Source organism: Mycobacterium sp. NTMscope_MAC_12, assembly GCF_976985675.1.
This window is the reverse complement of sequence record NZ_CDRJYY010000001.1, coordinates 3,365,669-3,377,540: the sequence shown is the minus strand read 5'-3', so window position 1 is coordinate 3,377,540 and position 11,872 is coordinate 3,365,669. Positions and strand designations below refer to the sequence as shown.

Annotated in this window: 12 protein-coding genes; 7 read left to right on the top strand and 5 right to left on the bottom strand. The window is 70.1% G+C overall.

What is annotated here, in order from left to right; translation table 11 throughout:
- On the top strand, positions 1–1,068 hold the full coding sequence (locus AC0KS4_RS15205) for an FUSC family protein (protein WP_238956303.1): 1,068 nt from the start codon (positions 1–3) through the stop codon (positions 1,066–1,068).
- A 3-nt stretch (positions 1,069–1,071) separates the two neighbouring features.
- On the opposite strand, the gene AC0KS4_RS15200 is transcribed toward AC0KS4_RS15205, so the two are convergent.
- A complete protein-coding gene (locus AC0KS4_RS15200) occupies positions 1,072–1,461 on the bottom strand; it encodes an MmcQ/YjbR family DNA-binding protein (protein ID WP_008258269.1) in 390 nt (129 codons plus the stop codon).
- Positions 1,462–1,548: 87 nt separating this feature from the next.
- On the opposite strand from AC0KS4_RS15200, the gene AC0KS4_RS15195 reads away from it, so the two are divergent.
- Genes AC0KS4_RS15195 through AC0KS4_RS15185 form a run of 3 tightly spaced genes read left to right on the top strand, consistent with a single transcriptional unit; the run spans position 1,549 to position 4,233 of the window.
- Positions 1,549–2,502: a transglutaminase family protein gene (locus AC0KS4_RS15195; RefSeq protein WP_238957322.1), complete on the top strand. Its 954-nt coding sequence runs from the start codon at positions 1,549–1,551 to the stop codon at positions 2,500–2,502.
- Entirely contained in the window at positions 2,495–3,550 is a 1,056-nt protein-coding gene (locus AC0KS4_RS15190; protein ID WP_225328481.1) for a zinc-binding metallopeptidase family protein, read from the top strand. Before AC0KS4_RS15195 ends, AC0KS4_RS15190 begins: the two co-directional genes overlap by 8 nt.
- A gap of 14 nt (positions 3,551–3,564) precedes the next feature.
- Complete coding sequence (locus AC0KS4_RS15185) at positions 3,565–4,233, top strand: DUF6629 family protein (protein WP_225328480.1); 669 nt, start codon at positions 3,565–3,567, stop codon at positions 4,231–4,233.
- Positions 4,234–4,301: 68 nt separating this feature from the next.
- Here the strand turns inward: AC0KS4_RS15185 and AC0KS4_RS15180 are convergent, their stop codons facing one another.
- Positions 4,302–6,959: a circularly permuted type 2 ATP-grasp protein gene (locus AC0KS4_RS15180; RefSeq protein WP_225328479.1), complete on the bottom strand. Its 2,658-nt coding sequence runs from the start codon at positions 6,957–6,959 to the stop codon at positions 4,302–4,304.
- Between the two features lie 55 nt (positions 6,960–7,014).
- The gene (locus tag AC0KS4_RS15175) at positions 7,015–7,980 is read right to left on the bottom strand and encodes a hypothetical protein (protein WP_238956302.1); all 966 of its coding nucleotides are present in this window, start codon (positions 7,978–7,980) and stop codon (positions 7,015–7,017) included.
- 118 nt (positions 7,981–8,098) lie between these two features.
- On the opposite strand from AC0KS4_RS15175, the gene AC0KS4_RS15170 reads away from it, so the two are divergent.
- Positions 8,099–9,454 (top strand): replication-associated recombination protein A, encoded by a 1,356-nt coding sequence (locus tag AC0KS4_RS15170; protein ID WP_225328477.1) that lies wholly within the window; start codon positions 8,099–8,101, stop codon positions 9,452–9,454.
- A gap of 7 nt (positions 9,455–9,461) precedes the next feature.
- Positions 9,462–9,797, top strand: coding sequence for a hypothetical protein (locus tag AC0KS4_RS15165; protein ID WP_225328476.1), 336 nt, complete (start codon positions 9,462–9,464; stop codon positions 9,795–9,797).
- 16 nt (positions 9,798–9,813) lie between these two features.
- On the opposite strand, the gene AC0KS4_RS15160 is transcribed toward AC0KS4_RS15165, so the two are convergent.
- Both AC0KS4_RS15160 and AC0KS4_RS15155 read right to left on the bottom strand, forming a co-directional pair.
- On the bottom strand, positions 9,814–10,437 hold the full coding sequence (locus AC0KS4_RS15160; RefSeq protein ID WP_225328475.1) for a hypothetical protein: 624 nt from the start codon (positions 10,435–10,437) through the stop codon (positions 9,814–9,816).
- Positions 10,438–10,590: 153 nt separating this feature from the next.
- The gene (locus AC0KS4_RS15155; protein WP_225328499.1) at positions 10,591–11,211 is read right to left on the bottom strand and encodes a putative quinol monooxygenase; all 621 of its coding nucleotides are present in this window, start codon (positions 11,209–11,211) and stop codon (positions 10,591–10,593) included.
- A gap of 165 nt (positions 11,212–11,376) precedes the next feature.
- Between AC0KS4_RS15155 and AC0KS4_RS15150 the strand changes: the two genes are divergently transcribed.
- Positions 11,377–11,766, top strand: a complete 390-nt coding sequence (locus AC0KS4_RS15150; RefSeq protein ID WP_225328498.1) for a secondary thiamine-phosphate synthase enzyme YjbQ — start codon at positions 11,377–11,379, stop codon at positions 11,764–11,766.
- Positions 11,767–11,872 lie beyond the last annotated feature (106 nt).

Below are 11,872 nucleotides of genomic sequence, written 5' to 3'. Positions count from 1 at the left end.
GTGGGCGCTTCGCGGCCGGCGGTGCCCTCGAGGGTCCTCGCCGCCGCGCGCGCGGGCGGCAAGCGGCTGCGCGCGGTGTGGTTCAACCTGGCGCAGACGTCGGCGGCCGCCGGGGTGTCCTGGTACCTGACGCACGACGTCCTGGGCCACCCGCAGCCGTTCTTCGCGCCGATCGCCGCCGCGGTGTCGTTGTCGACCAGCAATGTGCTCCGCGCGCAACGCGCCATCCAGATGATGATCGGGGTGACCCTCGGCATCGGGCTGGGCTCGGCGGTCCAGGGCCTGCTCGGGCCCGGCGCGGTGCCCATCGCCGTCGCCGCGTTGATCGCGCTCGGCGCCGCGGTCTTCATCGGGGGCGGCTTCATCGGGCACGGGATGATGTTCGCGAACCAAACCATCGTGTCGGCGATCCTGGTGCTTGCCCTCTACCACGGCGGCGTCGGGCTGGAACGCATCTTCGACGCGCTGATCGGCGGTGCGGTGGCCATCGTCTTCGCCGTGCTGCTGTTTCCCGCCGACCCACTGCAGCTGCTGCGCGCCGCGCGCGTCGGCGTGCTGGCCGTGCTGCACGACGTCTTGACGCGCGCCGCCGACGTCGCCGCCGGACGCAAAGCCGCCCCGCCGGACTGGCCGCTGACGGCCGTCGACCGGGTGCACGAACAGCTCAGCGGCCTGCTCGAGGCGCGCACCACCGCCCGCCACGTCGTCACCATCGCCCCGCGCCGATGGGGCCTGCGCGACGCCGTGCACGCCGCCGACCACCAGGCCGTGCACGTGGCCCTGCTGGCCGGCTCCGTGTTGCAGCTGGCCCGGGCGATCGGCCCCAACCCGGACGGCGGCCGCGAACAGCGTGCCCAGCCCGTGCACACGGTGCTGGTCGTGCTCGCCGCCGCAACCGCACTCGCCGACCGCGACGCCGCCGGCGCCTGCGCGTATGCGGCGTCGGCCCGCCATCACGCGTCGCAGTTGCCGTCGGGTGCCGGCGAGAAAACCCAGGTGATGCTCGCCGACGCCGTCACCGCCTGCATCGACGACCTGCAACGGGTCATCGACCTTCGGCAGGTGTGAATCTCACCGCGAGTCGGCCAGGAACTCCTGCACCAATTTCCGCGGCGCCTGCGTCAGCCACGCCTCGGTGATGAGCTCCTGGAGGTCGCGCACCGAGATCTCGGCCAGGTTGACCAGCACGGCGGGATAGCCGTCGAAATGCGGGGTGGTGAAGTAGGTTTGCGGCTCGTCGTCGATCAGCGCGAATTTGACTCCCTCGTCGGACACCCGAACACCGAGGATGTCGCCCCGCGGGGGTTCCGGGCCGTTTCGCGCCAGGGCCTCGCGTTCCGAGGGCCGCAGCGGCCGCTCCCAGGCCAGCAATTTCTTGCCGACCCGCCAGTCGTGCGGTGACGGCTCGGAGGTGAGGGCCAGCTCGCCGACGATGCGGGCGACCTCGTCCCACGTGGCCACTCCTCGATTGTGCTCCCGTTTCCGCGCCGTTGCCGTCGTATCGGCAAACCGCCGCCGCCGACAGTCCGTAACGACGCGGTGTGTGATCTGATCAGCCTTGTGTCTGAAGCAGACGCCGGGGCCGCCCGCCGGCATCGAGTCACCCACCGCACCGAATACCGCTATTCCAACGTCGTGACCAGCTCGTACGGTCGCGGCTTCCTGACCCCGCGCGACTCGCTGCGGCAGCGTCGCGTCGCGCATCGGCTGATCATCGAGCCGGCTCCCGCCGACAGCTCCACCAGCACGGACACCTACGGAAACATCAGCTCCTACTTCCACGTGACCGAGCCGCACACCGTCCTGACGGTGGTCAGCGATTCCGTCGTCGACGTCTATCCGCCGGCGCCGGGCCTGTACTCCGGCGGGGCGGCGCTGAAGCCCTGGGAGGAGGCCCGGCCGGCGGGCCGCGCCGGGGCGCTGGCAACCGAGTTCACCCTGGACCTGAATCCGCCGGAGATCACCGACGAGGTCCGCGAGTACGCCGCGCCCAGCTTCACGCCCGGACGCCCGTTGATCGAGGTGCTGCGCGACCTGGCGTCGCGGATCTTCACCGACTTCACGTACCGGTCGGGGTCGACGACGATTTCCACCGGGGTCAAGGAGGTTCTGGCGGCCAGGGAGGGGGTATGTCAAGACTTTGCCAGGCTGGCGATCGCCTGCCTGCGCGCCAACGGTTTGGCGGCCAGTTACGTGTCCGGCTACCTGGCCACCGACCCGCCCCCCGGAAAGGATCGGATGATCGGCATCGACGCCACGCACGCCTGGGCCGCGGTGTGGACTCCGCAGGACCCCGGCCAATTCGAGTGGCTGGGGCTCGATCCCACCAACGACCAGATGGTCGACGAGCGCTACATCGTGGTGGGACGCGGCCGCGACTACGCGGACGTCCCGCCGCTGCGCGGCATCATCTACACCGACTCGCGGCACAGCGTGATCGACGTCGCCGTCGACGTCGTGCCCTACTCGGACCCCATTGAAGGCGACTTCTCGCATGCGTGACTTCACCTGCCCCAACTGTGGCCAGCGCCTGACGTTCGAGAACTCGACGTGCCTGAATTGCGGTAGCGCGCTGGGCTTTTCGCTCGAGCAGATGGCGCTGCTGGTGATCTCCGACGGCGAGTCAACCGAGCACGCCGGTGTCGTGCCCGCCAGCGAGTACCAGTTGTGCGCCAATCTTCAAGTGGCCGAATGCAATTGGCTGGTTCCGGTCAACACCCCGCGGTTGCTGTGCACGTCGTGTGCGCTGACCGCCGAACGGCCCAACGACGCCGACACCGTCGGGCTGGCCGAATTCGCCCGGGCCGAGGCGGCCAAACGACGGCTGATCGCCGAGCTGCACGAGCTGAAGCTGCCGATCGTCGGGCGTGACAAGGACCCCGACTACGGGCTGGCCTTCCGGCTGTTGTCCAGCGCACACGAAAACGTGATGACCGGGCACGCGAACGGGATCATCACCATCGATTTGGCCGAGGGTGACGACGTGCATCGCGAGCAGCTGCGGGTCGAGATGGACGAGCCGTACCGGACCCTGCTGGGGCACTTCCGCCACGAGATCGGGCACTACTACTTCTACCGGCTGGTCGCCCCCTACCGAGAACACCTGGAGCGGTTTAACGAGCTCTTCGGCGACCCCGACGCCGACTACTCCGAGGCGCTCGACCGTCACTACAGCGAGGGCGCGCCCGAGGGCTGGCAGAACGACTTCGTCTCGTCCTACGCCACCATGCATCCGAGCGAGGACTGGGCCGAGACGTTCGCCCACTACCTGCACATCCGGGACGCGCTGGACACCTCGGCGTGGTGCGGACTGGCGGCGGCCTCGGCCACCTTCGACCGGCCGGCCCTGGGGCCCAGCGCATTTCAGACGATCATCGACATGTGGCTGCCGCTGTCGTGGTCACTGAACATGGTGAACCGGTCGATGGGGCACGACGACCTGTACCCGTTCGTGCTGCCGACCGCGGTGCTCGAGAAGATGAAGTTCATCCACACCGTCGTCGACGAGGCGACGTCGGAGTCCCGGGGCCCCGCGTCTGTTGCGGGTTAGCGATGTGCTTCTCGATGACGGCGGATCTGGTGGTGGGCGCCGCCCTGGTGCCGGTCGCCGTGGCAACACTGCGCGAGGTGAAGCACTGGCGCGAAGTGCCCTTCGCCTTGCTGCCGACGGTGTTCTCGGTCCATCAGTTCATCGAGGCGGCGGTGTGGCCCAACGAATTGGTCTCCCCCGGGATGGCCCACCTGGCGATGCTTGCCTATGTCTTCATCGCGCTGCCGCTGCTTCCCGCCTGGGTTCCGTGGGCGATCTTGATGCTGGAGCCGCGCGGTGCCCGGCTACGGGTGGCGCCTTTTGCGGTGCTCGGCACCGCCGTGTCGGCGTATCTGGCTGTCATCGTGCTCACCGAACCAGTCAAAGTGACGCAGTGCCCCCATGCGCTGCAGTACCAGACCGCGGTTCACGACGGCTACGTGTGGGCGGCGCTCTACATCATCGCCGTCATCGGGCCGGCGGTGCTGTCGGGCTATCGCTCCATCGTGGTGTTCGGGATAGCCAACCTGGTGGGGCTGACGGTGGTCGCCGTCCTCTACGTGCAGGCGTTCGCGTCACTGTGGTGCATCTATGCCGCGACGCTCTCGGTCCTGGCGCTGGTGCACATGGTGCGGCGTCGGCGCCTGCCCGATCCACACCGCTACCACGGCATCGCCGCGGAGCGGGAGACATCGAACGCGTGAAGTCGTACGGCTAGGGGGGATTGCCGCACTCCTCCTCACCCCGCCTCGCGGGGTGCATCGTCGTACGGCTAGGCGGGCATCACCCGGCGCACGTCGGGACCCCAAAGTGGTTGCATCCCACCGGGTAAGGCCAGCTGGGTGGTGGTGATGACCTCGGCCAGGTCGCGCAGCCCGGCGTGGACCGCGCCGAGCAGGCCCGCGAGCTCGGCGCGCCGCCCGTCGTCGCTGACCCGTTCCAGCACCGCGGGATGGGATCGGCGCAGCCGGGTGCCGATCTCGTCCACCAGCCGCTCCGGGCGCGACGACCCCGACGAGCCGGGCAGGTCCTTCAGATTGGTGCGCAGCCGGTCCAGTTGGTACAGCAGCGACCGCGGGTTCTGCGCGTCGAACAGCGTCAGCTCGACCATGGCGGCCACGCTGACCTTGCCCGCCGTGCGGCGACGGTAGATGACCGAGGACTCGCACGCCACCAGGGTGGACTCGATGACGGTCTGTTCGGCGGCGGCGCCGCGCACCACGGTCAGCGTCTCCTGCAGCAGCGCGGTCAGCCACAGGCCGCGTTCGATCCGCTTGCCGATGTCCATCATCGTCCAGCCCACGTCGCGCACCATCGACTCGTTGGCCACGCCCGACAGGGTCAGCATCCCGGCCAGCGTCTGGGCCTGCGCCCGGGTCAGCGCGGCGTCGGCCTCGGCGAGCGACTCCGGCGGCTCGCTGTCGAGGGCCAGCGCGCGCTCCACCGCGGCCAGCACCATCCACGTGTCGTTGGACATCTGGTCGCGCACCGCGCGGGCGGCAAGGGCCAGGCCTTCCACCGACTGCACCAGGGAGCCGGGCCGGTGCGGGTCGACGGTGAGCGACCACAGCGTCGAGGGGGCGACGGCGATCATTTCGGCGTGATCGCCGTCGCCGTCCGCCGCGGTGTCGGTTCCGGTGATGCGGCCCAGTGCGGCCATCAGCACCGGCACGCACTCGCTTTCCTCGCTGTGCTGGTGGTGCCGGTACACGTGGAACCTGTCGCGGGCGACGATGAGCAACCGCGCCATGCTCTCGGCGCGCTCGCCGTAGCGGCCGATCCAGAAGAGGTCGGACAGCACGCGCGGGGAGCTGACGGCCCAGGTGCCCGCGGCTGTCTTCGCCGGAGGTTCCACGCTCGGTGGGCTGATCGCCTCGGCCCGCGCCCGCTCGGTGGGTCGCACCCAGACATCTTTCGCCGCAACGGTTTTCAATGTATAGGCGGCGTCCCCGGGCGCCAGCACGTAGCCGATGCCGCCGATCATCGGCGCGTAACCGCCCCGCTGGGCGACGGTGAACAACCGGAAGCCGACGCCCGACGACGACAGCACGCCGGCGTGGTCGGTCGGCGCGGACGAGAACTGCGGCAGCTCCTGGCCGACCCACTGCCATGGCATCGCCTCGATCTGGGCAGCCAATCGCGCCAGCTGCGGAGACGAAAGTGCCGGTCCGACAAGGGTTTTCTCGCCGACCGTCGACCTCACCAACAACGACGACAGATTCGCCAGCAAGTGCGAACGCTCGGCCGCGATGCCGCCCCAGTAGGCCGGCGCGCTGGGCAGCAGCAGGGTCTCCGACAGCAGGTGCTCGGCCATCGCGGGCAGGAACCGCTGCAGCCCAGGGTTTTCCAGAATCCCGCTGCCCAGCGTGTTGACGACGGTCACCGTCCCGCGGTGTTGCGCTTCCACCAGGCCCGCCACCCCGAGGCGCGAATCGGCGCGCAGATCCAGCGGGTCCGAATAGTCGGCGTCGACCCGGCGCAGCACCACGTCGACGCGCTTCAGGGTGCCCAGCGAGCGCATCCACAGCATGCCGTCGCGCACCACCAGGTCCGCGCTCTCGACCATGGGGAAGCCCAGCAGGGTGGCCAGATAGGCCTGGTCGAAAGCGGTTTCGGAGTAGATGCCCGGGGACAGGACCACCACCACCGGGTCCTGGGCGTCGTCGGGTGCCGCGTCGATCAGCGCCAGCCGCAGGGCCTGCGCGAACGGGGTGGTCGGCCGCGGCCCGATCCGTTCGTAGAGGTCGGGAACCGCGTGCGCGACGACGCGCCGGTCGGCCAGCGCGTAGCCGGCCCCCGAGGGCGCCTGGGTCCGGTCGCCGTTGACGACGAAGGCCCCGTCCGGACGCCGGCTGACGTCGCAGGCGTGCAGGAAAAGCTGATGGCGCCCGGGGATCTCGATTCCGTTGGCGGCCCGCACGTAGCCGGGATGGGCGAACAGCAGCTCGGGGGGAAGGACGCCGTCGGTGAGCAGGCTGCGCGGCCCGTACAGGTCGGCGAGCACGGCGTCGAGCGCCCGGGACCGCTGCAGCAGCCCCGCCTCGAGCACCTCCCAGTCCGCCGCGGATAGCACGATCGGCAGGGTGTCCAGCTGCCAGGGCCTCGGCTCCTGGCCGCGGCCGCCGGGTTCGACGGCCGTGTAGGTGATGCCGTCGTTGTCGATCAGGCCGTGCACCACCGAGCGCAGCCGGTCCAGCCCGGCGCGGCCGCGCTCCGCGATCGCGTCGGCCACCTCGGCCCACGCGGGGCGCACGTTGCCGTCGCGGTCGACGAATTCGTCGTAGCCGCTCGCCGGGCCGTGCCGCAGATCGAAGAGGGCTTCCTGGGCCCGGGCGGCGCGGTAGCCGGCCAGCAACCGGTCCGCGTCGTAGCGGCCGCCGGCGCCGGGCGAGGCCGCACCGGTGCCGAATGTCATGTCCGCAAACGCCATTACTGCTGCACGGTACGCACGCGGCACAGGCCCAGGAGGCCCGGCGCGCCGGGCGTTATGCCGGAGCCGGGCCGGGTTGGTAGCCCGCCTGCTGCGGCGGGGCGACCTGCCCGCCGGAGAACTTGCGGTAGGCGTAAATCCCGATCAGGGAGGCGACCGGGGCCGCCACCAGCAGCCCGACGCCGCACGCCAGCGCACCCACCACGAACAGGGCCAGCTCGACCAGCCAGACCAGCAGGGCGTTGCCGAAGTTCGCGGTGACGGTGGAGAAGCTGGAGGTCAGCGCCTTGATGGGTTGCTCCGATCGATCGATGGCGAACGGGATGGTGAACTGGGCGAAGATGCCCAGGATCAGGCCCGGCAGGAAGCACAGCGCCGAGGCGATCGAGGTGAGGATGCCGACCAGCAGCGCGGCCAGGAACACCATGCCGAAGTTGCGCGGCTTGAAGAAGCTCCCGATCGTCACCGGGCGCCCGTCGGCCAGATCCAGGCAGCCGGACAGGAACGCGGATTGGGCGAACGCGCCCACGAGGTACGCGACCAGGTAGCCGAGGATCAGCAGCGTCATTCCGCCGCCGTTGAGGTTCGCCGTGAAGGTGAAGTAGTCGTCGTCGGAGCCGCTCGTCGTCGTGCCCACGCTTTGGCTCAGGCCGACCATGGCCGAGGCGGCGCCGATCAGCAGCCCGTAGACCAGAGCCGGAACGATCAGTGCCACCGGGTTTTTGGTGAATGCGTTCCAGGCCCAGCCGAACGCGTCACCGATGCTGAACGCCGGCGTGGGCGGGCCGCCGTAGCCGGGTGGGGGTCCGTAGCCGGGAGGCGGTGCGCCGTAGCCCGGGGGCGGCCCGTAGCCCGGGGGTGGGCCGTAACCCGGAGGCGGAGCGCCGTAACCCGGGGGTGGGCCGTACCCCGGGGGCGGCGGGGGTGGTGCGCCGTAACCGGGCGGTGGGGGATAGCCGGGAGGATTCTCGCTACCGCCCTGAGGGTCCGGCGGGCCTGAATATTCGGGGGGTTGGCTCATGTCCGTCCTTGCTATCCGGAGAGGAACGCGCGCTGAACTTGGCAAACCGGAACTTAGCAAAGATGCGGCCGGGGCGCGCGGGTCGCCGGGGCCGGCGCGGACGTCCGCCCGTCGTGGTATGCCTGAAGCCGTGTCCGACGGTCTGTTTGACCTGCCCGGCGCGCCGCGGCCAGACGATCATGGCTTGGGCGTGTCGAGTGGCTCGCCCCTGGCCGTCCGCATGCGTCCGGCGTCGCTGGACGAGGTGGTCGGGCAGGACCACCTGCTGGCGCCCGGGTCACCGCTGCGCCGCCTCGTCGAGGGCTCCGGCGTGGCGTCGGCCATCCTGTACGGGCCGCCCGGCAGCGGCAAGACCACGCTGGCCGCGCTGATCTCACAGGCGACCGGACGCCGGTTCGAGGCGCTCTCGGCGTTGTCGGCCGGCGTGAAAGACGTTCGGGCGGTGATCGAAAAGGCGCGAACCGCGCTCCTTCGTGGTGAGCAGACGGTGCTGTTCATCGACGAGGTGCACCGGTTCTCCAAGACCCAACAGGACGCGCTGCTGTCCGCGGTGGAGAACCGGGTGGTGCTGCTGGTGGCGGCGACCACGGAGAACCCGTCGTTCTCGGTGGTGGCGCCGCTGCTGTCCCGCTCGCTGATCCTGCAGTTGCGGCCGCTGAGCGCCGACGACATCCGCACCGTCGTGCAGCGCGCGATCGACGACCCGCGCGGCCTGGGTGGGCAGGTCGCGGTCGCGCCCGAGGCCGTCGACCTGCTGGTGCGGTTGGCCGCGGGTGACGCGCGGCGCGCGCTGACGGCGCTGGAGGTCGCCGCCGAGGCGGTGCCACCCGACGGCGAGCTGACGGTCACCGCCATCGAGCAGTCCCTCGACGAAGCCGCTGTGCGCTACGACCGCGACGGCGATCAGCACTACGACGTCATCAGCGCCTTCATCAAGTCGGTGCGCGGCTCGGACGTCGACGCCGCGCTGCACTACCTGGCCCGCATGCTCGTCGCCGGGGAGGATCCGCGGTTCGTCGCGCGCCGGCTGATGATCCTGGCCAGCGAGGACATCGGCATGGCGGACCCGACCGCGCTGCAGGTGGCGGTCGCGGCGGCGCAGACGGTGGCGCTGATCGGCCTGCCCGAGGCCCAGCTCACGTTGGCGCACTGCACGATTCACCTGGCCACCGCGCCCAAGTCGAACGCGGTCACCACGGCACTGGGAGCGGCGATGGCCGACATCAGGGCGGGCAAGGCCGGCCTCGTGCCGCCCCATCTGCGCGACGGCCACTATTCGGGCGCCCAGGCGCTGGGCAATGCGCAGGGCTACAAATACTCCCACGACGAGCCGGATGGTGTTGCGGCGCAACAGTATCCGCCCGACGAGCTGGTGGGCACCGACTACTACCGGCCCACCGGCCGGGGCTTCGAGCGCGACATGGCGGGTCGGCTGGAGCGGCTGCGCGCGATCATCCGTAGGAAACGGGGGTGAGGAAGGAATGAAAACCTTCACCGACGAGGAGATGGGCCAACTGCTGCCCACCGCCAAGCAATACAGCGTCGTCATCCTCAAGCGCGGCCCGAGGTTCGGGGACGAGTCGTCAGCGGAGATCATCTGGGAGCACGGCCGGCGCAACTTCGGACTGCGTGACGACGGCGTCCTCGCGGTGGTGCTGCCGGTCGCCGACGAGTCCGACGTCTGCGGCATCGGTGTTTTCGCCGCGAGCCTCGACGAGACCGCGGCCCTCATGGCCGACGACCCGGGAGTGGCGGCGGGGGTGTTCGTCTACCAGGTGCACGCCTGCCGGGGCTTCCCCGGCGACGCGCTGCCCTGACCCGCGGCGCCGGCGCTCAGACCAGCTCGGGCACCCGCAGGTGGGCGATCGCCAGCTCGAATTCGGCGACGTCGATCACCTCGGCCCCCAGCTCGCGGACGCGCCTACTGCGCAGCTCGGTGGCCCGGTCGCGGTTGCGGGCCATCGCGTCCATCGAGTCGAACGTCGAGCAGGTCACCGCGCGGCGGCAGGCGGGGTGGTCGACCAGCAGGCTGGCGCTGCAGAACCCGTCGAGGTCCTCCATCTCGGGCAGCACCGCCATCCGGTAGAAGTCCAGGGAGCGGCTCAGCTGATCCGGCACCACCTTGAGCCAGGTGGCGCGCACGCAGGCGCCCTGGCGGGAGGGGTGGTCGCGGTGCAGCAGGGCGATGTCCCATTCCTCGACCCGGGCGCTGCCGTCGAACATCAGCGCGGCACGGTCACGGATGGGCGCGACCCGCTCGGCGCTGCCGCGCATCGCCTCGATGGTCTCCCACGAACTGGTGGCGATGCAGGTGCCGGACTGCCGGTCGACCAACAGCGACAGCCCCAACCACCCGTCGATCTCCTTGAGGGCGGGCATGACGACATCGCGAACGTGCGCAATCCCGATGTCGACCGACAGCGGCTGCGCCTGGATGGTGGTGGAGCGTGCGTACACGGTCGACCCCTTCCATATCGGGGCGGCGCCCCGGTGGCGCCACCGGTCCCACCCGCTACCTTCCTCCTGCCGGTAGCGCGCCGCAATGCTTTCGGGGCGCAGATCGGCGACCGGCCGAATGCCTGGGTCGGCCGGTCCCACCGCCCATCTCGATCAGACCAGCTCGGGCACCCGGAGGTGCGCCAGCGCCAGCTCGAACTCGCATTCATCGAGTTCCTCGGCGCGCGCCTCTTGCATCGAGGAGCTCTTCAGCGCGGTTGCCTGCTCCCTGTTGCGTTCCATCGCCTCGATGCTGTCGAACGTCGCCGAGGACACGGCGCGCCCGGAGGCGCGGTCGATCAGAAGGCTCGCACTGCAGAACCCGTCGAGGCCTTCGAGCTGGGGCAGGACGGACGACTTGTAGTACTCGATGCCTTGGTCCATGGTCTCCGGCGGCACCTCGACCCACGTCGCACGCACGCCCGCACCGTCAGGCGCGCGGTGGTCGCGATGCAGCACCGCGATCTCCCACTGCTCGACGTTCGCCGTGCCCTCGAACATTTCTGCCGCCCGATCGCGGATGCCCGTCACGGCTTCACCGCTGGCGCGCATGGACTCGTCGCTCTCCCAGGCGGTGGTGGCGATGCACCGGCCGGAGCGACGATCGACCAATAGGGACAGCCCGATGCACCCCGGCATACCGTGCAGCGCGGGCATGACCTCATCGCGAACATGCGCAAGTCCGGCGTCGATGGACGAGGGTTGCGCCTGAATTGTGGTAGAGCGCGCGTACACGATCCACCCCCTCTTTGTTCGGGGCAGCGCCCCGGTGGCGCCACCGGTCATGAATTACCTTCCTCCGGCGGGTTGCGCCCCGCAATGCCCAAATGTGGTCGCGCTCACAAACGATTGGCTGGTCGGCGGGCCCGCACCGGTAGGCTGGTCCGGATGCATACCGATGTGTTGGACGTGGACACGTCACGCCGCCGCATCGTCGATCTCACCGAGGCGGTGCGCGGGTTCTGCTGGTCGCGCGGGGACGGCCTGTGCAACGTGTTCATCCCGCACGCCACGGCCGGGGTGGCCATCATCGAGACGGGCGCCGGCTCCGACGACGACCTGGTCGACACGCTGGAACGGCTGCTGCCGCGCGACGACCGGTACCGGCACGCGCACGGCTCCCAGGGGCACGGCGCCGACCACGTGATGCCCGCGCTCGTCGCGCCGTCGGTGACGGTTCCGGTCTCGGGTGGGGAGCCGATGCTGGGCACCTGGCAAAGCATCGTCCTGGTCGACCTGAACCGCGACAACCCGCAACGCTCGGTCCGGCTGAGCTTCCTGGAGGGTTAGCGGGCCGGTAGCCGTCGCCACGGAGCAGGTACTGTGAGCGGTCGAAATGCGTCGTTAGACGGGCTTCCCATACCCCGGCGAATAGGCTGGGAACAAGACGTCGAAG

Excerpts from the sequence above, each read along its gene's own strand:
- AC0KS4_RS15190 (WP_225328481.1), top strand. The coding sequence starts at position 2,495 with ATGCGTGACTTCACCTGCCCCAACTGTGGCCAGCGCCTGACGTTCGAG.
- AC0KS4_RS15165 (WP_225328476.1), top strand. The coding sequence starts at position 9,462 with ATGAAAACCTTCACCGACGAGGAGATGGGCCAACTGCTGCCCACCGCC.
- AC0KS4_RS15175 (WP_238956302.1), bottom strand. The coding sequence starts at position 7,980 with ATGAGCCAACCCCCCGAATATTCAGGCCCGCCGGACCCTCAGGGCGGT.
- AC0KS4_RS15170 (WP_225328477.1), top strand. The coding sequence starts at position 8,099 with ATGCCTGAAGCCGTGTCCGACGGTCTGTTTGACCTGCCCGGCGCGCCG.
- AC0KS4_RS15185 (WP_225328480.1), top strand. The coding sequence starts at position 3,565 with ATGACGGCGGATCTGGTGGTGGGCGCCGCCCTGGTGCCGGTCGCCGTG.
- AC0KS4_RS15180 (WP_225328479.1), bottom strand. The coding sequence starts at position 6,959 with ATGGCGTTTGCGGACATGACATTCGGCACCGGTGCGGCCTCGCCCGGC.